Annotated in this window: 18 protein-coding genes; 11 read left to right on the forward strand and 7 right to left on the reverse strand. The window is 70.7% G+C overall.

Annotated features, from left to right (window positions below; translation table 11 throughout):
* A partial coding sequence (locus E7Z54_RS03380) for a DUF4132 domain-containing protein (RefSeq protein ID WP_136431598.1) occupies positions 1–3,228 on the forward strand: 3,228 nt, incomplete at its 5' end.
* A 136-nt stretch (positions 3,229–3,364) separates the two neighbouring features.
* On the opposite strand, the gene E7Z54_RS03385 is transcribed toward E7Z54_RS03380, so the two are convergent.
* Positions 3,365–6,442: a M36 family metallopeptidase gene (locus E7Z54_RS03385; RefSeq protein WP_206055981.1), complete on the reverse strand. Its 3,078-nt coding sequence runs from the start codon at positions 6,440–6,442 to the stop codon at positions 3,365–3,367.
* A 386-nt stretch (positions 6,443–6,828) separates the two neighbouring features.
* Here E7Z54_RS03385 and E7Z54_RS03390 point away from each other — a divergent pair, with 386 nt between their 5' ends.
* From E7Z54_RS03390 to E7Z54_RS03400, 3 genes are all read left to right on the forward strand, one after another.
* A complete protein-coding gene (locus E7Z54_RS03390) occupies positions 6,829–7,098 on the forward strand; it encodes a dsRBD fold-containing protein (RefSeq protein ID WP_136431600.1) in 270 nt (89 codons plus the stop codon).
* A 492-nt stretch (positions 7,099–7,590) separates the two neighbouring features.
* Positions 7,591–7,779, forward strand: a complete 189-nt coding sequence (locus E7Z54_RS03395; RefSeq protein WP_136431601.1) for a hypothetical protein — start codon at positions 7,591–7,593, stop codon at positions 7,777–7,779.
* A gap of 218 nt (positions 7,780–7,997) precedes the next feature.
* Positions 7,998–8,327, forward strand: coding sequence for a hypothetical protein (locus E7Z54_RS03400; RefSeq protein WP_136431602.1), 330 nt, complete (start codon positions 7,998–8,000; stop codon positions 8,325–8,327).
* Between the two features lie 66 nt (positions 8,328–8,393).
* Here E7Z54_RS03400 and E7Z54_RS03405 read toward each other — a convergent pair whose 3' ends face one another.
* From E7Z54_RS03405 to E7Z54_RS03415, 3 genes are read right to left on the reverse strand one after another with little or no spacing between them, the layout of a single operon-like run.
* A complete protein-coding gene (locus E7Z54_RS03405; protein ID WP_136431603.1) occupies positions 8,394–8,648 on the reverse strand; it encodes a hypothetical protein in 255 nt (84 codons plus the stop codon).
* The gene (locus E7Z54_RS03410) at positions 8,645–9,226 is read right to left on the reverse strand and encodes an RNA polymerase sigma factor (RefSeq protein ID WP_136431604.1); all 582 of its coding nucleotides are present in this window, start codon (positions 9,224–9,226) and stop codon (positions 8,645–8,647) included. The genes E7Z54_RS03405 and E7Z54_RS03410 overlap by 4 nt, the downstream gene beginning before the upstream one ends.
* Positions 9,223–10,725 (reverse strand): sodium:solute symporter family protein, encoded by a 1,503-nt coding sequence (locus E7Z54_RS03415; protein WP_136431605.1) that lies wholly within the window; start codon positions 10,723–10,725, stop codon positions 9,223–9,225. The genes E7Z54_RS03410 and E7Z54_RS03415 overlap by 4 nt, the downstream gene beginning before the upstream one ends.
* 170 nt (positions 10,726–10,895) lie before the next feature.
* Here E7Z54_RS03415 and E7Z54_RS03420 point away from each other — a divergent pair, with 170 nt between their 5' ends.
* The 3 genes from E7Z54_RS03420 to E7Z54_RS03430 all read left to right on the forward strand — a co-directional run bounded on the left by E7Z54_RS03420 (position 10,896) and on the right by E7Z54_RS03430 (position 13,842).
* Complete coding sequence (locus tag E7Z54_RS03420; protein ID WP_136431606.1) at positions 10,896–11,168, forward strand: DUF3311 domain-containing protein; 273 nt, start codon at positions 10,896–10,898, stop codon at positions 11,166–11,168.
* Positions 11,165–11,524, forward strand: coding sequence for a hypothetical protein (locus tag E7Z54_RS03425; RefSeq protein ID WP_136431607.1), 360 nt, complete (start codon positions 11,165–11,167; stop codon positions 11,522–11,524). Before E7Z54_RS03420 ends, E7Z54_RS03425 begins: the two co-directional genes overlap by 4 nt.
* Positions 11,525–11,709: 185 nt before the next feature.
* The gene (locus E7Z54_RS03430; protein ID WP_136431608.1) at positions 11,710–13,842 is read left to right on the forward strand and encodes a carbon starvation CstA family protein; all 2,133 of its coding nucleotides are present in this window, start codon (positions 11,710–11,712) and stop codon (positions 13,840–13,842) included.
* 49 nt (positions 13,843–13,891) lie between these two features.
* Here E7Z54_RS03430 and E7Z54_RS03435 read toward each other — a convergent pair whose 3' ends face one another.
* Positions 13,892–17,275 (reverse strand): OmpL47-type beta-barrel domain-containing protein, encoded by a 3,384-nt coding sequence (locus E7Z54_RS03435; protein WP_136431609.1) that lies wholly within the window; start codon positions 17,273–17,275, stop codon positions 13,892–13,894.
* 225 nt (positions 17,276–17,500) lie between these two features.
* On the opposite strand from E7Z54_RS03435, the gene E7Z54_RS03440 reads away from it, so the two are divergent.
* From E7Z54_RS03440 to E7Z54_RS03450, 3 genes are all read left to right on the forward strand, one after another.
* Entirely contained in the window at positions 17,501–20,230 is a 2,730-nt protein-coding gene (locus E7Z54_RS03440; RefSeq protein WP_136431610.1) for a glycoside hydrolase family 27 protein, read from the forward strand.
* A gap of 235 nt (positions 20,231–20,465) precedes the next feature.
* The gene (locus tag E7Z54_RS03445; protein WP_136431611.1) at positions 20,466–20,837 is read left to right on the forward strand and encodes a GNAT family N-acetyltransferase; all 372 of its coding nucleotides are present in this window, start codon (positions 20,466–20,468) and stop codon (positions 20,835–20,837) included.
* The gene (locus tag E7Z54_RS03450) at positions 20,837–21,142 is read left to right on the forward strand and encodes a GNAT family N-acetyltransferase (RefSeq protein ID WP_136431612.1); all 306 of its coding nucleotides are present in this window, start codon (positions 20,837–20,839) and stop codon (positions 21,140–21,142) included. Before E7Z54_RS03445 ends, E7Z54_RS03450 begins: the two co-directional genes overlap by 1 nt.
* Before the next feature lie 66 nt (positions 21,143–21,208).
* Here E7Z54_RS03450 and E7Z54_RS03455 read toward each other — a convergent pair whose 3' ends face one another.
* Positions 21,209–21,670 (reverse strand): MarR family winged helix-turn-helix transcriptional regulator, encoded by a 462-nt coding sequence (locus E7Z54_RS03455; RefSeq protein ID WP_136431613.1) that lies wholly within the window; start codon positions 21,668–21,670, stop codon positions 21,209–21,211.
* Positions 21,671–21,794: 124 nt separating this feature from the next.
* Here E7Z54_RS03455 and E7Z54_RS03460 point away from each other — a divergent pair, with 124 nt between their 5' ends.
* Positions 21,795–22,745 carry an alpha/beta hydrolase gene (locus tag E7Z54_RS03460; protein ID WP_136431614.1) on the forward strand — a complete coding sequence of 317 codons (951 nt, stop codon included), beginning with the start codon at positions 21,795–21,797 and terminating at the stop codon, positions 22,743–22,745.
* A gap of 84 nt (positions 22,746–22,829) precedes the next feature.
* Here the strand turns inward: E7Z54_RS03460 and E7Z54_RS03465 are convergent, their stop codons facing one another.
* Complete coding sequence (locus E7Z54_RS03465; protein WP_206055982.1) at positions 22,830–23,318, reverse strand: hypothetical protein; 489 nt, start codon at positions 23,316–23,318, stop codon at positions 22,830–22,832.
* Positions 23,319–23,380 lie beyond the last annotated feature (62 nt).

Genomic DNA, 23,380 nt, shown 5'->3' on the forward strand with positions numbered 1-23,380 from the left:
CAGGCCGGCGAAGCGCTCGCCCGGGCGGCGGGCCTCGTCGCCGAGGAGGCTGCTCCCCCGCTGCCGGTCCTCGCCGAGGTGCTCGGCCTGGACCACAGTCGCCGGACGCCGTCGGTGCGTCCGGCTCCGCGCGGCGACTTCCGGCGGCTCCACCGGCCGATCCAGGTCCTGGTCACCTCGCTGCTCGCATGGCTCGACGAGCACAAGGACGTGGAGGTCACCGTCCACGACTGGGCAGGTACCGCCGAGGTGATGCTGCTCGCCGACGTGCGCGGGCTCGGCCAGAACGCCCCGGACGGGTCGATGCCGCTGCAGGAAATCATCGGGCCGTGGTGGGAGCGCGCGAGGCCGCTGCTGCCCGCCGGCGGCCTCGAGGTCGTCCTCCTCGCCGCCCTGGTCTCCGACCGCCGCCGCTGGGTCCCCCACCAGGGGTACGTCGTCCCGGACCACGTCCCGTCGATCCTCGGAAACGTCCCGGCGCGTTACCTCGACGGGCGCGAGTCCGGTCTCGCCACGGACGTCATCGCGCGCCTGGCCACGGAGGTCGCCACGCCGGACATGGCCGAGTCGATGCTCGACGTCCTCGACACCGTGCTCGCGGGGCTGCCGAAGAGGGGCTACGCCGCGTCGGAGCCGGTGTTGCGGGCGATGGGCGAGCCAGTCCCCAAGAACGACTGGACGACCGAGTCCCGCGACCCACGCAGCGAGCGCCCGCACCGGCTGCTCGAGCGGCTGTCCACCTGGTTCGCCGACGGGCTGCTGACGGGCGACCAGGAGCAGCGGTTCTGGCTGCAACGGCGCTTCATCGACGAGCCGCTCGGCCGTCATGACCCGGCGGTCGACCGCATGGTGGCGGCGCCGGCCTTGGCCCAGGCGTACGGCGTGCCGCCGGACTCCCCGCTCGCCCAGGTCCCCGTGCAGCCGAACCGGTCGGTGCCGCATGCGCAGCTCCTCCTGGCCGCGCACCGGCGCGGACTGGCAACCCGCGACGACGTCGTGGACGCCCTCATCCAGCCCGACTCGCGCGGCGGCGGGCTCTTCGGCCAGAGCCTGGTGTCCACGCTGACGCCCCGCCACCGCCCACCGTGGCTCGCCGCCGACGAGGCCGGCGCCGCCCTCGTCGACGAGATCTGCGCCGCGGCCCTCGACATCGAGCGGCAGCGCGGCGACCTCGACACGACGGCTACCCACGTCGTACGCGCCATGCGCAGCGCCCGCGGCTGCGACGTCCTCTTCGGCTACCTGGCCGCGCTCGGACGGGATCGGTTCGTCCGCGGCTACTCCTGGTCCGGCGGCAGAGCCCCAGCGCTATGCCGCGTCATCCGGATGGTCGTCCCGGCCGACGACGACACCGTGGAGACGTTCCGCGCAGGGGCCGCCACCGCCGGGATCACCGAGCGGCGGCTCATCGAACTCGGGGTCTACGCGCCCCACTGGGCGTCGTACGTCGAGCAGACCATCGGCTGGCCGGGGTACGCCGACGCCGTGTGGTGGCTGCACGCCCACACCAAGGGCGACGACTGGACGGTGGAGCAGGACCTGCGGGAGGAGTGGGAGTCGGAGGTCGCACGCCGCACGCCGCTGGACTCCGTCGACCTCGTGCGCGGAGCCGCCGACGTCACCTGGTACCGCACCGTCGTCGAGACGCTCGGGACGGAGCGGTTCGACGCCCTCCTCAAGGCTGCCAAGTACGCGTCCTCCTCCGGTGGCCACAAGCGCGCCGAGCTGTTCGCCGAGGCTCTGGCCGGGCGGGTCACGGTCACCGAGCTCGCCGACCGGATGGCCGCGAAGCGCCACCAGGACTCGGTCCGCGCGCTCGGCCTGGTGCCGCTGGCCGACCAGGCGGACCTGCTCCGCCGCTACGAGCTGCTCGCGGGCTTCGTCGCGAGCGACAGGTCCAGCGGCTCCCAGCGGCGCGCGTCGGAGAGCACCGCGGTGGAGATCGGCATGGAGAACCTCGCCCGCGCGGCCGGCTACCGCGACCCGCAGCGCCTGGTGTGGGCGATGGAGGCGGCCGCGGTCGCCGACCTCGCGTCAGGCCCCGTCGTGGTCGCCGACGGCGCCCTCGAGGCGAGCCTCGCCGTCGTCGACGGCGCGCCCGTCATCGAGGTCCAGCGAGCGGGCAAGGCGCTGAAGTCGGTGCCGCGCAGCCACGCCAAGGACCCCGCCTTCGCCGCCCTGCGCGAGCGCGCGACCCGTCTCCGGCAGCAGGCGTCGCGGATGCGGAAGTCGCTGGAGGGGGCGTGCGTCGCCGGGGAGCCCTTCACCACCGAGGAGGTCGCCGAGCTCCACGGCCACCCGTTGCTGCGGCCCATGCTGCAGGACCTGATCGGCGTCGACGGCGAGGGCCGCTGCGGGTTCTTCGGCGAGGCGCCGGGCACGCTCGTCGACGCGGCAGGTGATGCGTTCGCCGTCTCCGGCCCTGTCCGGATCGCGCATCCTCACGACCTGCTCGCCTCCGGCGAGTGGCCCGAGCTCCAGCACGTCCTCTTCGCGGCCCGCCGCCGCCAGCCGTTCCGGCAGGCGTTCCGCGAGCTCTACGTGCTGACCGAGGCGGAGCGGACCGACCACGGCCTGTCTCGTCGGTACGCCGGCCACCAGGTCCAGGCGCGGCAGGCGGCCGGCCTGTTCCGCAGCCGGGGCTGGGTCGCGGACTTCGAGGCAGGCTTCGCGAAGACCTTCCACGCCGAGAAGATCTCCGCGGTCGCCACGCTGCTGAACGGCTGGGGGTCGCCGACCGAGGTCGAGGACGGACAGTTGGACCTGATCGCCTTCCAGCGCGCCGGCTCCAGCCAGCTGCTCGCGCTCGAGGATGTGCCGCCGCGCCTCTTCAGCGAGGTGATGCGCGACCTCGATCTGGTGGTCTCCGTCGCCCACAGCGGAGGCGTCGACCCGGAGACCTCCGCCTCCACGGTGGAGGTGCGCGGACGCCTGGTCGCCGAGACCTGCGACCTCCTGGCACTCACCAACGTCGAGCTCACCGACCACCACGCGCTGGTGAAGGGCACGCTCGGCACCTACTCGGTGAACCTCGGCTCCGGCGTCGTCCATCGTCAGCCGGGCAACGCGATCTGCATCGTGCCGGTCCACGCCCAGCAGCGCGGGCGGGTGTTCCTCCCGTTCCTCGACGACGACCCGCGCACCGCCGAGGTGATCTCCAAGGTGGTGCTCCTGTCCCGCGACGAGAAGATCCAGGACCCGACGATCCTCGACCAGCTCCGCCGCTGATGTCCGGCGGCCCACCCGCCACCGGCCGACACGACGAGGGTGAGGTCCGACGAGCGGGCCATGGCCGGGAGGTAGAGCACCGCGGCCGGCCCGCCAATGCCGGACCGGCCGCGGCCGTGGTTCTCGTCCTAGTCGGTCACTGCGTGTCCTCGGCGAGCACCGTCACATCGACGTCCGCGCCCGACCACAGGTGGCTGAGGACGTACTTGGTGCCGCTCGGGATGGTGCCGGACTCGTCGGCCGCCGACGAGGCGGCCGATCCGGTCAATGTGCAGTCCTCCGCGTAGAAGTACACGTCGAGATCCCAGGGAGCAGCGGAGGCACCGGTGACCTTGACGGTGTGGACTCCGTCGCCGAACGAGCTCGGGAGCTCGGTCACCCAGCCGTCGCTGCCCTGGGTGGCGGGCGGCATCACGCAGTTGGTCGCGAAGTCCACGGCGGTGACGCCACCGCCGGTCTTGTCCCCGCCCGGGGTGCCGGCGGTGATGGTGCCGGTGTCGGTGACCGGGGCGTCCGGCGGCGGGGGCGGCAGCGGGACGACGTTCTTGACACTACCGGAGAAGACCTGGAGCTCGGCGACCTGGACGTTCTCCTTGGTCTCGCCCTGGGGTGCGTCAGCCCAGAAGCGGACGTAGCGCGCCGACACCCGGTTCGCCAGCTCGAAGGTCTTGTAGTGCAGGTCCGGGGCGACCGGACGCGGCGTCAGGTACGTGAACGCACCCTTCTTCACGACCGCGTTGCTCCACAGCTTGCCGTCGGTGGACACCTGCATCGTGAAGTCCTTCAGACCCTCGAACCTCGAGGTCGTGTAGGCCGAGACCTGGATGGCGTCGACCTTCGCGGTGCGGCCCATGTCGATCACGACGTTGCCGCGCCTGCCGGTCTTCCATGAGCTCGCCTCGGTGTCGTCGAGCAGCGCGCGCGGGTCGCCGGCAGTGCTTTTCACGACCTTCGCGCCATTGGCCTCCGACACCAGGTTGGGGGCGAGGCTGAACTGCAGCGAGGTCGTCCGACCAGGCGCCACGGTGACGTTGGGGAACGTCTGTGCGCCGAAGCCGCGGGCCTGGATCGTCACCGGATAGGTGCCCCCCACAACCGGAGCCGAGAAGGCGCCCGTGGCGGAGGTGGTCCGCAGGCCCGTCACCCGACCCTCGAAGCGGCCGAGGATCACCTTGGCGCCCTTGACCGGAGCACCCGTGGAGGCGTTGACGACCCTGCCGGTGAACGTGCCGTTGCGGGACTCCCCCTTGTGGTCGAACGCCGGCACCGGGTCGACGTCACTGCCGCCCTTGGTCTGCGCCTGCGCCCCGAGACCGCGCTGTGCGAACTCGGTCCAGAAGATGTCGACGATCCGCTCGTAGTCCGCCGAGTCGTGGTACCGATCGTCGATCGCGAGCTCGATGGCGTTGCGCATGTCGATGAACGACGGGTCCGACGGCGAGCGCGGCATGGCGTCGGTCACCGTGTGCTCGGCGATGCTGCTGCCCTTCGCCTCGCCGAAGGCGGCGACCAGGGCCTTGCGGTAGTCCCACAGGATCGTCGTCCAGATCTCACCGTCGGCGTGCACCTCGGGACCCGTCAGGTCGTAGCCGACGTCGCCGAACGTGGTGGGGTTGGCGTCGTAGGCCCAGTTGCGGATGCCGCGCTGGCTGTTGCCGGTGACGTACTCGCCGACGACGGAGCCGGTGTCGAGACCCTCGCGGTGGAGATAGTTCAGGGCGTACCAGTCGCCCCAGCCCTCCCCCATCGAGCCCGACTGATGGACATTGAGGGCGTTGTCCTCCTCGGACACGTAACGGTTGCTGAGGCCGTGCGCGTACTCGTGCTCGATGACACCGGCGTCGAAGTCGCCGTCCCGACACGGTCCCTCGAAGGCATCGTTGATCGGCTCCCAGAGGAACATGCCGCTCCACGGCGGGATGCCGTCGGGGAGCGTTAGCATGTAGGCGTTGTCGCGCCCGGTGTAGAGCGGCGCGCCGCCGGTGGCCGCGCCGGCCTGCACGAGCCCGAGGATCGGGTCGCCGCCGCCGTCCACGCCAGCACCGTTGTTCACCTGGAAGTTGTCACCGGACTCGGTGAAGCCCAGGCGGTAGAACTCGTCGTGGATCCGGTTGTGGTGGTAGAAGAGGTTGGTCGCCGCCGGGTTGACGTCCTCCGCGTACGACGGGGGCACCGCAGCGCACTGCTGCTTCTCCCAGGCGTTGCCGAACGCGTAGTTGAAGTGCGACACCGGGCTCACCGGGCGCGGTGCCTGGTCGGCGGGCACCAGGAAGTTCGACCAGTTGGCGTAGGTGCTGGCGTTGTTGCCGAACGTCGTCGGCCCCGGCGCGCCCGCGAGGCCGGTCGGGTCGACGTACCCCGAGGGCGACTGCTCGTTCGGTCCAAAGCTCTTCACCACGGGGCTGCCGCCGGCACCCTCGTCACCGGGGAAGTTCTCGTAGACGGTCCCCTCGGAGTCGGAGTGGGCCACCAGTGACGCGCTGCGCAGCACCTCGCCGCTGCGTGCGTCGACGAGGACGTCGTACGCCTCGTCGAGCTTCTCGACGAACAGCACCTGGTACGCCGGGCGCGCGGCGTCCGCCGTCACGAACACGGTCTTCTTGACGTAGGAGCCGGCCGCGAACGGACCCTTTGCGAACGTGGTGTAGCCGCCGGTGGACCCTTCTGCCGTGGCGGTGAAGCCGGTGGCGCCGGCGAGGTCGCTGGCAACCCCCTCCAGCGCCCGGGCCGCGGAAAGCGACCAGTCTCCGGTCAGCTCGGTGCTGCGGACCGTCTGCCCGGCGTAGGACTCGACCGCGCCGTCCTCGCGGACCACGACGGTCATGGATCCGCCATGCACCGCCTCGACGCCGCCGAAGGTCTGCCGGAAGCCGATGACGTGCGTGCCGGTGCCGAGCACGTGGTCGCGGGTGCTCACCAGCGACGCGATGTCGTCACTGGTCAGCCCCAGGGCAGCGCGGTTCTCAGCGAGCCATCCGCGCGCCACATCCACCGCCTCGCCGCTGCGTGCCTCGCTCAGCGTGCCGGCGTTCGGGTAGATCGTGCGCGGGGTGCCGAACCGGTCGTCATAGGTGACGCGCGCCCCATCAGCGGCGGCGCGGACGATGTCGGAGACGGCGTCGAGCTGGGCCCGGGTCGGGCGTACCGACAGCGAGTCCCTGACATCGGTGTACTGGTGCTCCTGGTCGCCGCCGATGGTGACGGCCGCCGGCACCGGGTTCGCCTGTGTCGATGGCGCCACGGAGAACGTGACGGCGAGGGCGGTGCATGCGCTCACAACGGCGGCGCAACGAGATCTCCGCATGGCAGCGGTGTCCTTCCCGAGAGATGATGGACGAGATTTCGCTTCGTCCCTTCTCCTGGCCAACGCGAGAAGCAGGAGCAGGTCACGCTGAGGTCGGCCAGTATCTACTGGAAGTTTTCCCATCGATGCCCATTCGGATGGCCCGACCGGTGGATCCCGTCCTGGGCGCCGCGAGTCTTCGGTGAGCGCCGGCGTCAGGGTTCCGTTCCGGGACGGGACCGAGGAGACTGGAAGGTCCAGCTCCGCTGTCCAGTGCCGATCGTGGCAGCGGGCACGACGTGAGGACGTGAGGAGTCATGACCACCAAGACCTGGACGGTGCAGGTGCTGCTCAACGAGGACGGCGACGACACAGTGGCCGACGCGGCACTCACCGTGGAGAACAAGATGCAGCTCCGCGGCCACGGGGCGAGCAGGCGCAACCCGCGTGACGAGTCGGACCCACGCATCGGCGACGAGCTCGCCGCAGCTCGGGCGCTGTCCGACCTGGCCCATGAGCTGCTGGCCGCCGCCGCCACCGACATCGAGGCCAAGACCCACGTGCCGGCCAGGTCACTGGAGCTCTGAGCCCCACCCGCGCGGCCGCGCCGCAGCATGGTCGAGGCAGGCGAGCGCGTCGAGGGCGTCCTGCCGTCAGGGGCGGCGAGCGTGGGGTGCATCTCGGCCGGTCAGGCCGACCCGCCGTCCCGAGCCGCCATCTCCTCGAGTCACCCGGGGCGACGGGGCCATCGTCGGCCTCGCGTGCCCGTGACGCCATGTGGAGAAGACGTGGAGGGTCCGTGCCGAACTGTGGAGGTCGCGGGGACGTCGCGTCGAGAGCGCGTAGGACGCGGACTGAGAGCCTTGGAACATCGGCAGGACAGGTCACACAGGTGGCTCGGAACCAAGCCGTGGATGCCTCCCCGTGTGGGGCGGGGAGGCGCCGGACCAGGACCGACGAGGAGGATCGATCGTGACGAACACGACGACTCTTCTCCCGGCCCCGTGGCCGCGGAGCACTCCGCGGCGGCCCCTTCACCCTTTGCCGTCATCAGCAAGGCTCGAGCTCGGGAGACTGACATGACCACCACCACCGCATTCCGGACCGTCGTGTGGCAGACCCGCGAAGGCATCGCTGCCGCCGCCGCTCGGACTCCGCTGTCCCACGACATGTCGTGCGGGCGCTGCGGACACGGCCTCCACGTCTACCTCGGCTGCGGGGACGAATGCGCTTGCGGTCCCCAAGCCATGCCGGGTGTCGCGGCGTAGCCATTGCCGCCGCCGGTGACCAGACAGCCGGGCGATCTCGAGGACCCGGCACGCCACCGCGACCTGCTGCACACTCCCCTGTTGTGCCGGCACTCGGGTCACCGCCGTTAGTCAAATCTGGGGATCATTGAATTGTGGGGGTTGTAGGCCTCGACCGGCGGGCATAGCGTGCGACACGGACGCCGCCCCTGAGTTCCCACTAGGTAGAGGCGGAAAAAATGAAGAAAGCACTAGTCATCATCGCTGGAGCGACACTCGCGCTCCTGCCGTACGGCGGTGTCGCCATGGCCGACGGCCAGTCGCCCGTGCGGCATGAGCCTGGCTCCGAGTTCCAACACAGTCACCACGTGCACACCGGCAACGGGGACTGCGTTGACATCGCGAGCGTGTTGTTCATCCCGGCCGGCCACGGACTGCACCGAGGGGCGAACTCCTCCAGCTTCGGCAACCCCAACGACCCTGACGCAGCGCGTGGACCGTTCCACGGCACCTGCAGCGGGCTGGTCTACCCGGGCGGTCCCCCGGTGCCGTTCGGGCCGCATCACTGATCGCGGACCGCACGCTGAGCCAGTCCGGGGATCGCAGCCCGCCCCGCGTTCTCGGCGCGGGGCGGGTCAGCGCTCGATCTCGACCCGCTGGGGAGGAGGGTCCTCCAGCAGGTGCGCCTTCGGGTCCCCGCTGCTCAGTGCCCACAGCGCTGCCGCGTCCGCTCCGCCGATGACGGCGACGGCCAGCAGTGCGGCCACCGCGCGCCGGCGGCGCTCCCGGCGCCGCCACGTGGCGTGCAGACGGTCGTAGGGATCCGGGGTCGGGTCGACTCCGCGGGCGAGCGAGTGCAGGGTGTCGGAGAGACGCTCCTCGGCTTTCACTCGCTCGCCCCCAGTTCCGTCGTGAGCGCTGCCATCCCGCGCGAGACGTGGGACTTCACGGCGCCTGCGCTGATCCCCATCGCCTCGGCGATCTCCGCCTCCTTCAGGCTCCCCCAGTACCGCAACACTAACGCCTCCCGCTGCCGTGCCGGCAGCTTCCGCAGTGCCGCGACCACCGCCCGCTGGTCGTCCCTCAGCATCGCCTCGTTCTCCGCCGAGTCGACCTCGGGAGGCGCCCACTCGACGTGGCGTCGGCTCACGATCAGCCGTCGGGTCCGCATCCGCACCAGGTTGACGATGACGCCGCGCAGGTACGACAGCGCCGCGTCCGGGGAGCGCAGCTTGTTCCAGCTGCGGTACAGCTGCCAGTAGGCCTCGGCCACGACGTCCTCCGCGTCGGACTCCGCCCCGAGCAGGCTCGCCAGCCGGACCAACCCGGCGCGATGGGAGTGGAACAGCTGCTCGACCGCGTCGTCGCGCTCCTGCTCCCGGGCGGCAAGGGCCGCCACCGTGTCCTGCTCGACCTGCGGTGCACCCGCCGCGCCTGCGTCCGGACCGGACGTCGGCCGATCGGTCACCGGACCCGCCGGTGACGAAGCAGGCCTCGCGTCGGGGCCAGTCGCAGAGCCGCGGCGTTCACCAGGACCGCCACCGCGATGTTGACCACGAGCGCGGCGAGCGCGGCGTACACCTGGACGCCGGCGACCTCGACCACCGCGGCGAATCCGCCGCGGGTGACCAGGTAGGTCCCGGTCAGCATGCCGGCCGCCCAGCCGGCGAAGAGCGCGGGCGCCTGCAGCCAGCGGGTGAGCAGACCCAGAGCGACCGCGGGGAACACCTGGAGCATCCAGACCCCACCCAGGAGCTGGAGGTTGATGGCGTCCTGCTCGGCGAGGAGGATCACGAAGCCCAGCGCGCCGACCTTGACCAGCAGGGAGACGAACCGGGCCACGCCGGTCTGCTGCTCGGGTGTGCAGCGACGGTTGACGTACTCGGCGTACACGTTGCGGGTGAACAGCATCGCGGCCGCCACGCTCATCACCGCGGCCGGCACCAGGGCACCCACAGCGAGCGACCCGAAGAAGATCCCGGTGAACCACGAGGGAGTGGTCTGCTCGACCATCTCCAGCACGGTGGCCTCTCCCCCGCCCCCCGCTCCCCATGCGTACGCCGCGAGACCCAGCACCGCGAAGGCACCCAGCAGCGCCGTCCACGCCAGAAGAGCCACGGCGTTGACGCGGAGGACGCCTTCGCTCTTCGCAGCGAAGGCGGCCGTCAGCAGGTGGGGGTACATGAGCAGGGCGAGCGCCGACCCCACCGCCAGCGTCAGGTACGCCATCGCCAGGGACGGGTCCAGGGCGAGGAAGTCGACGTGTGCCTGGTCGCCCGCCGCCCGGTGCTCGATTCGGTCGAACATCGCGGCCGGCCCGTCCAGGCGGCGGAGCACGAGGACGGTGACCACCGCGACGCCGACGAACAGCAGCGCGCCCTTGACGAAGCTGATCAACGCGGGGGCGCGGAGCCCGCTGCGGTACGTCGCCACGGCGAGCACCGCGAACACCGCGGCGAGGATGGCGTCGCCGGTGATGCCCTCCGGGTAGGCGCCCAGCGCAGCGAGGACGGAGCGGACGCCGACGACCTGCAGGGCGACGTACGGCATCGTCGCGAGGATCCCGGTCAGGGCGACCGCGAGCGCGAGCCCCGCGGAGTCGTACCGGATCCTGACCACGTCGGCGACGGTGACCGCCCCCATGTCCCGGGCCTCCCGCCACAGCCGCGGGAGCAGCCAGAAGGCGAGCGGGTACACGATGATCGTGTAGGGCAACGCGAAGAAGCCGAGCGCGCCCGCCGACGAGACGAGCGCGGGCACGGCGGCGAAGGTGTAGGCGGTGTAGATCGTCCCGCCCAGCAGGAACCACGTCGTCACCGTGCCGAACCGGCGGCCGGCCAGGGCCCACTCCGCCGGGGTGGACACCGTCTCGGATCTCCAGACCGAGCGAGCCGTGAGGGCGAGGAGCGACGCGGTCGCCAGCACGGCCACGAAGGCCAGCGCCGCCGTGGTGTCGAGGTTGCTCACATGCCCTCCGGAGGCGTCGCTGCCAGAAGCGGACCGCACGCTACACGAAAGGCCGGCGCGTGGGCACGGGTGCGGAGTGCCGGAAAAAACATCCGGCAGCAGGTAAACCAAGTGCCGAGCCCGTGCAACTAAACGCGTGACCGGGGTCACACCGTCGAGGAGGCTGGGCGATGTCCACAGATGAGGGCAGCAACGGATCGGGGCCAGGTAGCGCCGCGCGAGGCCGACCTCGCACGACCGCGCTCCTGGTGGCCATCGGCCTGTTCCCCGTGGCGGCCACGCTCGCGGTCCCGCTCTACGCCCGGGTCGAACCGCGGATCGCGGGCATCCCGTTCTTCTACTGGTACCAGTTCGCGTGCCTGGCCCTCACCGGCCTCTGCCTCACGCTCGCCCTCGTCGTACGACGTGCCTCGGCCGGTCCCGCGCGCAGGGGGATCTCGTGATCCGGCTGACCGACCGCGCTCACTCCGCACTGCGCGAGGACGAAGTGGTGCTGGTCGACTGGCACCGGGCCGGGCTGTGCTGCAGCGACGCGGGCGAGATCTCGGTGCGCGCCATCCGAGCGGGCCGGCTGCCACGCAGCGCCCGCTCGGCCACCCGAGCCTCGGGGCGCGTCTTCGCCCACCCGCTTGCGCTCAGCCAGCTCCTCGGCCGCGACGTCCTGATCGACTGCCGCCTCATCGGCCGGTGGCGTCGCTTCTCCACCGACCTGCCGCCCGATGCCGGACTGCGCGCCTGCCTCGGCCGGCTTCCGGACCCCGTGGCCACGGACCGGACGCAGCCGAGCCGAAGCCCGTGACCCGCGTCCCCGCCTGACCACACACCCGACCACACACCGACCACACACCCGACAACAGCGCCGCCGACGGCCTCTGATCCGGCCGCGCTGCCACACATCACCGTGACCGGGGTCCTCGACCCCCTCTGTCGTCGTGCCCTGGCGCACGTCGCTTCACCCTGCCATCAACACATCCCGGAGGAGCTATGAAGAACGTGAGACCGCGCTCGGTTTTCACCTGGACGGCCGTCTCGGTCGTGGGTGCGACCGCCTGGGCCGTCCTTGCCCTGTCCCGAGGGGAGGATGTCTCGGCCATCTGGCTGGTCGCCGCCGCCCTCGGCTCGTACGCCATCGCCTACCGCTTCTACGCGCGGTTCATCGCCAACCGGGTGCTCAAGGTCGACGACACCCGCGCGACACCGGCCGAGCGCCTGGACAACGGCGTGGACTTCCAGCCGACCGACCGGCGGGTGCTCTTCGGACACCACTTCGCGGCGATCGCAGGCGCCGGGCCACTCGTGGGCCCGGTGCTCGCAGCGCAGATGGGCTACCTGCCCGGCACGATCTGGATCGTGGCCGGCGTCATCTTCGCCGGCGCCGTGCAGGACATGGTCACGCTCTTCTTCTCGATGCGGCGTGACGGCAAGAGCCTCGGCCAGATGGCCCGGGACGAGATCGGGCCGGTGGGCGGGGTCGCCGCACTGGTGGCGGTGTTCTCGATCATGATCATCCTCCTCGCCGTACTCGCGCTCGTCGTGGTCAATGCGCTGGCGCACTCGCCCTGGGGCACCTTCTCGATCGCCATGACCATCCCGATCGCCCTGTTCATGGGCTTCTACCTGCGCGTCCTGCGCCCGGGTCGGGTCGTCGAGACGTCTGTCCTGGGCGTCGCCCTGCTGCTGCTGGCGATCGTGGCCGGTGGGTGGGTGGCCGCGTCCAGCTGGGCCGACACGTTCACGCTGGAGCCCGAGACACTCGTCATCGCGCTGGTGATCTACGGCTTCCTGGCCTCCGTACTGCCGGTGTGGATGCTGCTGGCCCCGCGCGACTACCTGTCGACCTTCATGAAGATCGGCACCATCGCGATGCTGACGATCGGAGTCCTGCTCACCGCGCCGACCCTGCAGAACCAGGCGGTCACGAAGTTCGCGCTCAACGGGGACGGTCCGGTGTTCGCGGGCTCGCTGTTCCCGTTCGTGTTCATCACGATCGCCTGTGGTGCCCTGTCCGGGTTTCACGCGCTCATCGCCTCCGGCACGACACCGAAGATGATTCAGAAGGAGTCGCAGATCCGGCTGATCGGCTACGGCGCCATGCTGAGCGAGTCGTTCGTGGCGATCATGGCGCTCATCGCCGCCAGCGCCCTGGACCCCGGCCTGTACTTCGCGATGAACTCGCCTGCGGGCTTCCTCGGCGACACCGCCCAGTCGGCCTCGCAGGCGGTGGCGTCCTTGGGCTTCACCATCACTCCCGAGCAGCTGCAGGCGGCCGCGGTGGCCGTCGAGGAGCCCACCCTGGTGGCCCGCACCGGCGGCGCACCCACCCTCGCGGTCGGCATGTCGGAGATCTTCTCCGACGTGGTCGGCGGCGACGCGCTCAAGGCGTTCTGGTACCACTTCGCGCTGATGTTCGAGGCCCTGTTCATCCTGACCACGGTCGACGCCGGCACCCGGGTGGGGCGGTTCATGCTGCAGGACACGCTCGGGAACGTCTGGAAGCCGCTGGGCCGCGTCTCCTGGAAGCCCGGCCTGTGGGGGACCTCGGCTCTCGTCGTGCTGGCTTGGGGCTACTTCCTCTACACCGGCGTGACCAACCCGCTGGGCGGGATCAACCAGCTCTTCCCGCTCTTCGGTATCGCCAACCAGCTCCTCGCCGCGATCGCACTGACCGTGGCCACCACGCTGCTGATCAAGAGCGGCCGGCTGAAGTGGGCCTGGGTGACCGGTATCCCGCTGGCGTGGGACGTCGCCGTGACGCTGACCGCCAGCTGGCAGAAGGTGTTCAGCAGCGACCCCCGGCTCGGGTTCTTCGCCCAGCGCGACCGGTACGCCACCGCGCTGCAGGACGGCGAGGTCCTGGCGCCTGCGAAGAACCTCGACGACATGCAGGCGGTGATCACCAACTCGACGGTCGACGGCGTGCTCGCGGCCTTCTTCGCGGTGCTGGTGCTGGTCATCCTGGTCGACGCGGCACGGGTCTGCGTGAAGGCCGTGCGGTCGGGCGGCCTGCCGACGACCGAGGCGCCGTACGAGCCCTCCCGCATCGCGGTGGCGTCAGCCGCTCCCCCGGAGCAACGCCCGCTGGCGGCCGCGATGTCCGGCTCCGACCCGAGCAGCTGACCGGGCGGCGGGGGNGCCTGGAGCGGCAGCGGTCACCCGACCAGGACGCTCAGCTGACCTTCTCGGTCGGCTTCGAGGTCAGCACGGTGGTGGTGTAGCCAGGCTTGCGGCCGGTGACCTTGACCGTGATCCTCTTCCCCCGGTCGGCGCGACGCACCACGTACCTCGTCCTCGTGGCGCCCGTCAGCCTCTTGCCGGCCCGGAACCACTGGTACGACAGCCGCACCGGCGCGGGACCCCACGAGCCGGTGATGACGCGCAGTGTCCGGCCGACCTCGGGGCGCCCCTTGATCCGGGGCCGCGTTGCGGCGAGCCTGCCAGCAGCCACCGGCGTCGTGGGCCTCGAGACCGACGAGACGGTCAGGTAGCCGGGCTTCGAGCCGGTCACCGTCACCGAGATCCGGTGCCCGCGGTCCACCGCCCTGAGCAGGTACGTCGCTCCTGTGGCGCCGCCGATGGGCACCCCCGAGCGCGACCACCGGTAGCGCAGGGTCACGGGAGCGGGCTCCCAGCTCCCCGTTGCCACCGCCAGTGTCGTCCCGACCCGAGCGGCACCCGTGACGACGGGCACCGGGGTGGAGGTGAGTGCGCTCTTCGGTGAGGCGTCAGGCACGACGACCGTCTGTGCCGACTCCAGGTTCCCGGCGACATCGCGCGCCCGGAACCACATCGTGGCCTCGTCCTCGCCCACGGCGACCGGAGCGGTGTAGGGAGACCAGGCGGAGCCGTCCATCGAGTACTCCACCCCGGCCACCCCCGAGGTCGTGTCGCTCGCCGTCAGGGTCACGGTGCGGGTCTCGTCCACAGCCGCCGTCGTCGCCGGCGGAACGGAGTCGAGCTCCAGCGTCACCTCGGTCGGTGCCGACCGGTTGCCCGCGTCGTCCACGGCACGCGCCTGCACCGTGTTGGTCCCCTGGTCCAGTCCACCGACGGGACCGCCGGCGTAGGCGGCCCAATCCCCTTCCACACGGATCTCGATGCTCGGCTCGGCGCCCGAGTCGTCGCTGGCCGACCACGTCAACGACGGCGGACTGGTGTGCCACGCCCGTGGGGACGCGACCGACACCGACGCCAGGGTGGGCGCCGTCGCGTCGACCAGGAGCCCGGTGCTGCCGACGGCCGCGGCCTGGACCGCGGCGAGCTCCTCCGCCGTGATCGGCAGGATCGTCCCGTGCCGCTTCTTCAGGCTGCCGAAGCTCACGTCGCTCGCTGCCGACCAGCTGTCGGTCGTGGGATCGCCGATGTTCGTGGTGCGGAACGGCAGGTAGCCCCGGCCGGTGGCGTACTGGTCCGCCATGAGGCCCCAGAGCGGGGCCGCCTGGTCCAGGTCGTCCTCGTTGTAGGCGAAGAACTCGGGACCTTCGAGGGCCGCACCCGAGTAGGCGGAGTTGTTGAAGATGCTCTGCAGCGTGCCCACCAGGGACCAGTGCTGATCATCGACGTACGCCTCGGCCTGAGTTGCCGTGGAGGTCGCGTACAGGTTCTTCGAGCGTTCGATCGTGATCTGCCCGTCCCCCGAGGCGCGGTAGTACCAGTCGCCGACCTTGATCATGCTCGTGTCGATGATCGAGCCGTTGCGGTCGATCCACTTGACCGGGTCGGAGAACGTGACGAAGTCGCGGGTCGTCGCGTAGTACACGTTCACCGGGTCGCCGATCCCGTTGGTCGGTGTCGACTTCGTCGCCCAATAGACCACGTAATGCTGCTGGGCGGCGTCCCAGAACGCCTCCGGCGCCCACGCCATCCCCGCGCCCGGGATGGGGGACGCGACGTCCGCCAGCTGCGGGGTGCTCCAGTGCGCCAGGTCGTGGGACTTCCACACGACGAGACCGAGGCTGCCGGTCTCGGTGGCCTGCGCGTTGCCCCAGCCGCCGCGGTGGAAGATGCTCAGGTCGGTCGCGATCAGGTAGAAGGTGTCGCCCTCGGGCGAGCGGACCAGGAAGGGATCCCTGACCCCCTTGTCGCCGATGCTCGAGGACAGCACCGGGCTGCCGTTGGGACGAGTGTCCGCCCAGGTGTCGCCGTCGCTGCTCGTCGCGAAGTAGATCTGCTCGTCGTTCGCGCTGCGTTCGGTCCCCGTGAAGTGCGCGAACAGGTAGTCCGTCGTGACCGGGGCGGGGACCCTGGCCCGGACCAGGGCGGTGAAGCGTCGAACGCTCTCTCCGATGGAGACGGTGAGCGTGACGGTCTGGTCGTCGGCACCGCGGGTGACCACGCCCGGTGCGACGCCGTCGACCTCGTCGTCGGTGATGACGGCGGGGTTGGAGGACCTCCAGGTGAGGGGCAGATCGTACTTCCCGGTCGTCGGAAGGGTCAGGTTCGACCGGACGTCGTGAAGCCCGGGCAGGGAGACGGCAGCGAGTGCCTGCTGCGTCTTCTCCTCCTCCGACGGCAGCGGGACCACGGTGACCTCGACCTGCCTGCTGAGGACGTGCTCCCCCACGGTGATCGTGGCGACCAGGATCCCGGTCGCTGCCGGCTCTCCCGGCGCCGGACGGACCACCTGAGCGGTCCTGCCGTCGGCCTCGATCGAGATCGAGTCCATCTGCGAGGCCCATGACACCACGCCGGCCGGACCGGGCAGGACGTGCGGCGATTCCTCGATCGTCAGGGACCCGGGGAGCCGGTCGTACGCGCGCTGCGCCGCCGCCTGCTGGATCTGCGACTCGGTGAGGGCGGCACTGTGGACGCTGACGTTGTCGAGCAGCCCCGAGAAGTACTCGCCGGCACTGCCCCAGTTGGCCTTGCCGAGCTGGAGCACGCCGCCGGAGGCACCCAGGATGGTGCTGAGCAGCTTCCCCTGGGTGTTGCTGGCCACCAGCAGGCCGTCGACGTAGAGCTTGCCGGTGGTCCCCGAGACCACGATGTCGACGTGTTTCCATCCCGACGGCGTCCCCGTGGCCACCAGGTTGCCGGTGGTGTCGCGGGTGGTGCCGTCGTTGTCGTAGCGCTCGACGGTGATGCTGCTGGCCCGGTCCAGCACTCCGAGGTAGTGCTCGCTGCGGAAGGTGTTCGTGGCAATGCTGCGCTGTGCGACCACGCTCCACCCGGTGTTGCCCGCCGCGCTCGGAGCGCTGTCGTAGGAGATGGTGACCTCGTCGAGCCCCGCGAGGAGCGGCGAACCGTCGTCCTTGGTCACGTCCAGCCAGAAGCCGCTGCTCAGCCGCGCGGCCCTCGTGCCGTCCGGGCCGTCACCGAGGGTCAGGGTGCCGCGCACCTCGGCCCTCGCGCCCGCCCCCGCAAAGCCCGTTGCCGCGTCGTCGAAGGAGAAGTCGGCGATGACCGACGTGTCCTGGGCGCCGGCCTGCGCGAGCGGCGCGGTCGTAGCCCCCGCGTGCGCGCTGCCGGCGCCGGTCAGGACACCGGCGGTCACCGCCAGCGACGTGACCAGGACCACGGCCCAGGGATTGCGTGAGCTCGTGCTGGATCGCATGGATTGCCCCGTTCGCTTGCTGTGCGCTCGTGTCCCGAGATTCTCGGAGCACCACCGTGTGACGACGGTCACGGCATGTTAGCGCTAACACCCCTCCTGTCAACCCGCGCTGACTCTCCGTCGCTCGTTCGCCGGAATTCGTCCGACATGTGGACCGATCTGTGACTGGCGTCACATGTGAGCGCTAACATCCGGCCAGCTGCTCTCACATCGGAGGTTCGCCCCATGTCTCAACGTCTGCGTTCCCTGCTCCTGCGGTTGATCGTGCTAGCCACTGCGCTCGCCGGGTCTGCGGTGGTCGCCACCGTCTCCCCGGTCGCGGGCGCACCTCGGGCAGCGGCGGCCGCTCCTGCCGCGGGCATCGCGCTGACACCCCCGATGGGGTGGAACAGCTGGAACACCTACTTCTGCGACATCAACGAGGAGAAGATCCGGGCCGCGGTCGACGCCATCGTCAGCTCGGGCATGCGCGACGCCGGCTACGAGTACGTCGTCGTGGACGACTGCTGGCAGGCCCCGCAGCGCAACGCGGACGGTGACCTGGAGGCCGACCCGGTCCGGTTCCCGTCGGGCATGAAGGCGCTGGGCGACTACATCCACGACCGAGGCCTGAAGTTCGGCATCTACCAGGCGCCGATGCGCGAGACCTGCGCGCAGTACTTCGACAGCCCGCGCGGCGAGATGGGCCCCCTGGGGCAGACCGGCGCCCTCGGCCATGAGGTCCTGGATGCTCAGCGCTTCGCCTCCTGGGGCGTGGACTACCTGAAGTACGACTGGTGCGACCCCAGCGGCACGATCGAGGAGCAGGCGGAGAGGTTCGCTCTCATGGGCGACGCGCTCGAGGCGACGGGTCGTCCGATCGTGTACTCGATCAACTCCAACAGCGCCCACTCCAACACCGGTCCGCTGTACGACTGGGGCCAGGTGGCGCACCTGTGGCGCACCACCGAGGACATCACCGACAAGTGGTCCAGCGGCTGCGCGCCGACCAGCGACTGCTTCCTCGGCGTCACCGAGATCCTCGACGTGCAGGCGGGACTCGGGCACCAGAACGGGCCCGGCCACTGGAACGACCCCGACATGCTCGAGGTCGGCGTTCGCGGCACGTTCTCCCCGACCGAGAACCGGGCTCACTTCAGCATGTGGGGGATCATGGCCTCGCCGTTGATGGCGGGCAACAACGTCACCGCGATGACGTCGGTCGTGCGCGACGTGCTCACCAACGCGGACGTGATCGAGATCAACCAGGACCCGCTGGGGATCCAGGCCGAGCGTGTGCGCGACGACGGTGACGCCGAGGTGTGGGCCAAGCCGCTCTCCGACGGCTCGGTCGCGGTGGCCCTGCTCAATCGCGGCAGCGCCGGCCGTGTCATGTCGACGATGCCCTCCGAGATCGGGGCGCCCGAGGCCTCCGCCTACCACCTGACCGACGTGTGGACGAAGGGCGTGCGCAACACCACCGGCGAGATCCGGGCCTCGGTCCCGGGGCACGGCGTGGTGATGTACCGCGTGCGGCCCGAGGAGGCCACGGCGACCCAGTTCGGGCTCCAGGGCGGCGCCTCGGGACGATGCATCGACGCGCAGGGCGGCATCGCCAACAACGGCACCCGGGCAGTCATCTGGGACTGCAACGAGGGGCCGACCCAGATCTTCTCCGAGACCTCCGGACAGCTCATGTTCGGCGGCCAGTGCCTCGACGTCGAGCGCCAGGGCACCGTCGACGGGTCCGCGGTGATCGCATGGGAGTGCAACAACCAGACCAACCAGCAGTGGGAGCTGAACGAGGACGGCACCATCACCGCGGCCCAGGCCGGCAAGTGCCTCACGGTCGTGGGCGGAGGGACCGCGAACAACGCGGCGCTCGAGGTCCGCACCTGCACGCCGGACAACCAGAGCCAGCAGTGGAGCAAGAACCCGCTCTCCATCCCCGGCCCCGCGCCCTACGAAGGGAGCGGTGCCACCGCAACCATCTCCGGCGGCTCCGCCGGCTGGTACTCCGCCGAGTCGCGCCTGACGGTCAGCGGCGACGCCGAGGACATCCTGCAGTACCGCCTCGGCGCCGGTGACTGGGCCGAGTACGTCGCGCCCGTGGCACTGCCGCACGGCACGTACGACGTCTCGGTCCGGGCGCGTGACGCACAGCTGAGGACGAGCGAGGTCCGGACCACCTCGGTCAAGGTCGACACCGCACCGCCGGTGGTGGAGGTCACCCGCGAGGGACGCACGGTGACGATCGCCGGGACGGATGCCGACTCCGGGGTGGCTGGGGTGGAGTACCGGCTGGACGAGGGCGACTGGACGACGTACACGTCGCCCCTCGTCCTCGACGGCGCCAGCCACACGGTGGCCGCCCGGGCCAGCGACGTCGCGGGGAACACCTCGTCGCCCACGTCGCTGCAGGTCGAGGAAGTGTCGGCGCCGGTCAGCACGAGCGCGCCGAGGGTCGCCGGCGTCCCCCGGGTCGGCCGGGTCCTGACCGCCTCCACCGGGTCGTGGGACCGCGACGGCCTCACCTTCACCTACCAGTGGCTGCGTGACGGGCGGGCGATCCGGGGTGCCACGACCGCTCGGTACACCCTCACCGGGGCCGATCTCCGCAGCCGCGTCGCGATCCGGGTGACCGCAACCGACGCGGACGGCGCCACCGGCACCGCGGTCTCACGAGCCATGGCGCCGGTTCGCAAGGCGAAGACCAGGCTCACGGCCGAGGCGACCACCATCGACCGGAGCGGTCGTGACCGGGTCCGCGTCACGGTGCGCGCGAGCGCTCTCGGCGTGGTGCCGGCGGGGCGGGTCGTGCTTCGCCACGGATCGAAGCTGCTGGGCACCGTCCGCCTGGTCGACGGACGTGCGCGCCTCGTGCTGCGCACCCCCTCGGCCTGGAGGACGATCACCGCCGTCTACCCGGGATCGCCGACGACCACCCGGGCCGTGACGCGGGTGGCCATTCGCTGAGTGCGGCAGCTCACCGCAGCCCCGCCAACGTCGGCGGGCTGAGCGGTCCCGGTGCGGCCACGGCGGCCGCGCCGGGACCGACACGCCGTCTGCTCGGTAGGAGACCCACCGCCCGACGCCGCAGCAGCACGGTAGAGAATCGCACTCCGCCGTGAAGTCTCACGCATGACGCACCAGCATGGTGGTGCTGCCATGGTCGGCGACAGCGATCGATCTCGCTCGGGAGGAGAATCCAGTGACCACCACCGTGCACGACGACCCCAGCCAGAGCCGCTACGAGATCCATGTCGACGACCAGTTGGCGGGATTCAGCGAGTACAAGCTCAACCCCGGACGGATCGCCTTCACCCACACCCAGGTCGACCCCGCGTTCAGCGGCCGTGGGCTGGCCAGGCAGCTGGTCGAAGAGGAGCTCGAGGACGCGCGCCGTCGTGGCCTGGCGGTGCTGCCGTTCTGCCCGTACGTTCGCCGGATCATCGCGCAGGCCCCGGAGAAGTACCTGGGTTTGGTTCCCGACAAGGACAGGGAGCGGTTCCAGCTTCCCGCGGCCGGTGGCGATGCGGATCCGGGCCCGGGGGGTAGCGCCGTCGAGGAGAAGGGACGCTGATGACCCTGCAGGTCGTCGACGCGCCGGAGCGCCAGCGGTACGAGGCGATCCGAGATGGCGCGGTCCTAGGTTTCGCCGCCTACCAGAAGACCGATGAGCTGATCGTGTTCACCCACACCGAGGTCGACCCGGCGCTCGAGGGACAGGGCGTCGGCGGCGCACTCGTCCAGGGCGCTCTCGATCATGTCCGGACTCTCGGCCTCCGGGTGCTCCCGATCTGCCCCTTCGTCCAGGCGTGGATGGACCGCCACCCCGACTACATCGACCTGGACTACCGGCGACCGGCCAGCAAAGTCGCCGACTGAGACGACCCGGCGGCCCGGAGCGACGCGGGGGCGGCACGGTGCGGCACGGGGGTGCGGCACCGAGGCTCAGGGCGAGAGAGACGCCTCGACGTTGTCGGCCAGCGCCTGCAGCCCCTTCTGGAGGGTGGCGAACTGGCGGTCGCTCAGACCCATCAGCTCGGCGATCCGGTCGGGAATGCCGATCGCCCGATCCCGTAGCGCTCTGCCGTCCTCGGTGAGCTCCACGTCGACCGCACGCTCGTCATCGACGCGGCGCCGGCGTCGTACCAGGCCTGCGGACTCGAGGCGCTTCACCAGAGGCGTCAGCGTGCCGTAGTCCAGCCCGAGCTCCTCCCCCAGCCCACGCATCGACACCGGCGCCCGCTCCCAGAGCACCAGCATCGTGACGTACTGCGGATAGGTCAGCCCGATCTCGTTGAGCAGCGGGCGGTAGGCGGCCGTGATCAGACGGGACGCCGAGTAGAGCGAGAAGCAGAGCTGCTCGTCGAGCTTGAGCGAGAACCTGGGGACGACCTCGTCGATAGCCATGCGACCGACTTTACAGGCATGCACGAGACAAGTTCGCACATTTACCTTGTGCACAACTTACTTGTGCCCTATGGTTCTCGTCAGGCCCCGACCACGGGGTCACCGAACCAGAGGAGAGACAGCCATGACCACGATCGTTCTCGAGCCCGCCGCTGCCGAGTTCGCCGCCGCCACCGCCAACCCGCCCTACCTGTTCGACCTCGGCCCCCTCGAGGGCCGCAAGGCCGTCGACGAGGTGCAGTCGGGTGCGGGCGTGACCAAGCCCGAGATCGTGGAGGAGTGGGTGACCGTCCCCGGCGGCCCGACCGGCGAGGTCTCGGTCCGGATCGTCAAGCCGGTCGGCACCACGGACCCGCTTCCGGTGATCATCTACATCCACGGCGCGGGCTGGGTCTTCGGCAACGCACACACCCACGACCGGCTGGTGCGCGAGCTCGCGGTCGGCGCGCAGGCCGCGGTCGTCTTCCCCGAGTACGACCTCTCCCCCGAGGCCCGGTACCCCGTCGCGATCGAGCAGAACTTCACCGCTGCCCAGTGGGTCGCCAAGCATGGCTCGGAGAAGGGACTGGACGGCTCGCGGATCGCGGTCGCCGGCGACTCCGCCGGCGGCAACATGGCCGCGGCGCTCACGCTGATGGCCAAGCAGCGCGGCGGGATCGACCTCCGGCAGCAGGTGCTCTTCTACCCGGTGACCGACGCCAGCTTCGACAACGGCTCCTACCAGGAGTTCGGAACCGGCTACTTCCTGCGCCGCGACGCGATGCAGTGGTTCTGGGACCAGTACACGACCGACCCTGCCGAGCGCGCGGAGATCACCGCATCCCCGCTGCGGGCGACCACCGAGCAGCTCACCGGCCTCCCGCCCGCACTGGTCATCACCGCCGAGGCCGACGTGCTGCGCGACGAGGGCGAGGCGTACGCCGCCAACCTGCGCGAGGCCGGCGTCCCGGTCGTGGAGGTCCGCTTCGGCGGCATCATCCACGACTTCGTGATGCTGGACGCGCTCCGTGGCACCCACGCCGCCGGCGCGGCGATCAAGCTCGCCCAGGACACCCTGCGGAACGCCCTGCACTGAGCGACGCGACCCGGGTGCCGGCCCACCGCCGTCCGTGTGTGCGCTCCGGTGACGGACACGCGAACCGGCCCTGACCTCAGCAGGTCAGGGCCGGTTCGCGTTCGGCACAGCGTCCTCGAAGTGGCGAGCCAGCCGGCGGTGCCGGTGGGCGAAGATCCGGCGCAGCACCGGCTCGAGGCCCGGGGCCAGGAACGTCAGCCGCGGCTCGAAGCCGACCGTGTCGGTGACCTCGGTCCGCCCTGCGTCGATCGGGCGCAGCTCGCGGCGGTGCTCCCAGCGACGCATCGACAGCATCGTCGAGACCTCCTGGAAGTGGGAGCCGGGCTGCAGCTCGGTGAGCATCAGGTCGTCGTAGTCGAGGGGCAGGAACCCGAGGTAGAGGATCCACACCCGCCCGAGCGGCTCCCCCACCGGCACGGTCGTCACGGTGGCGTCACGGTGACGTCGCGGCACCCGCATCCGCATCACCGGCATCAGCTCGTGGTTGACGCCGGTGAAGTCGGTGATCCGCTGCCAGACCAGATCGCTGGGTGCGCCGACGACCGAGCTCTGCTCGAAGACTCGAAAGGTCACGCGCCCATTCGACCGTGCTGGCCGGCGCAGCACATCCGCCCGCGGTAGCAATCCGTACCTCG

The sequence above is a fragment of the Nocardioides sp. genome, from assembly GCF_004803405.1.
Taxonomy (GTDB): Bacteria; Actinomycetota; Actinomycetes; order Propionibacteriales; family Nocardioidaceae; genus Nocardioides; species Nocardioides vastitatis.

Excerpts from the sequence above, each read along its gene's own strand:
- E7Z54_RS03390 (WP_136431600.1), top strand. The coding sequence starts at position 6,829 with ATGACCACCAAGACCTGGACGGTGCAGGTGCTGCTCAACGAGGACGGC.
- E7Z54_RS03395 (WP_136431601.1), top strand. The coding sequence starts at position 7,591 with ATGACCACCACCACCGCATTCCGGACCGTCGTGTGGCAGACCCGCGAA.
- E7Z54_RS03400 (WP_136431602.1), top strand. The coding sequence starts at position 7,998 with ATGAAGAAAGCACTAGTCATCATCGCTGGAGCGACACTCGCGCTCCTG.
- E7Z54_RS03420 (WP_136431606.1), top strand. The coding sequence starts at position 10,896 with ATGTCCACAGATGAGGGCAGCAACGGATCGGGGCCAGGTAGCGCCGCG.
- E7Z54_RS03430 (WP_136431608.1), top strand. The coding sequence starts at position 11,710 with ATGAAGAACGTGAGACCGCGCTCGGTTTTCACCTGGACGGCCGTCTCG.
- E7Z54_RS03435 (WP_136431609.1), bottom strand. The coding sequence starts at position 17,275 with ATGCGATCCAGCACGAGCTCACGCAATCCCTGGGCCGTGGTCCTGGTC.
- E7Z54_RS03440 (WP_136431610.1), top strand. The coding sequence starts at position 17,501 with ATGTCTCAACGTCTGCGTTCCCTGCTCCTGCGGTTGATCGTGCTAGCC.
- E7Z54_RS03450 (WP_136431612.1), top strand. The coding sequence starts at position 20,837 with ATGACCCTGCAGGTCGTCGACGCGCCGGAGCGCCAGCGGTACGAGGCG.
- E7Z54_RS03455 (WP_136431613.1), bottom strand. The coding sequence starts at position 21,670 with ATGGCTATCGACGAGGTCGTCCCCAGGTTCTCGCTCAAGCTCGACGAG.
- E7Z54_RS03460 (WP_136431614.1), top strand. The coding sequence starts at position 21,795 with ATGACCACGATCGTTCTCGAGCCCGCCGCTGCCGAGTTCGCCGCCGCC.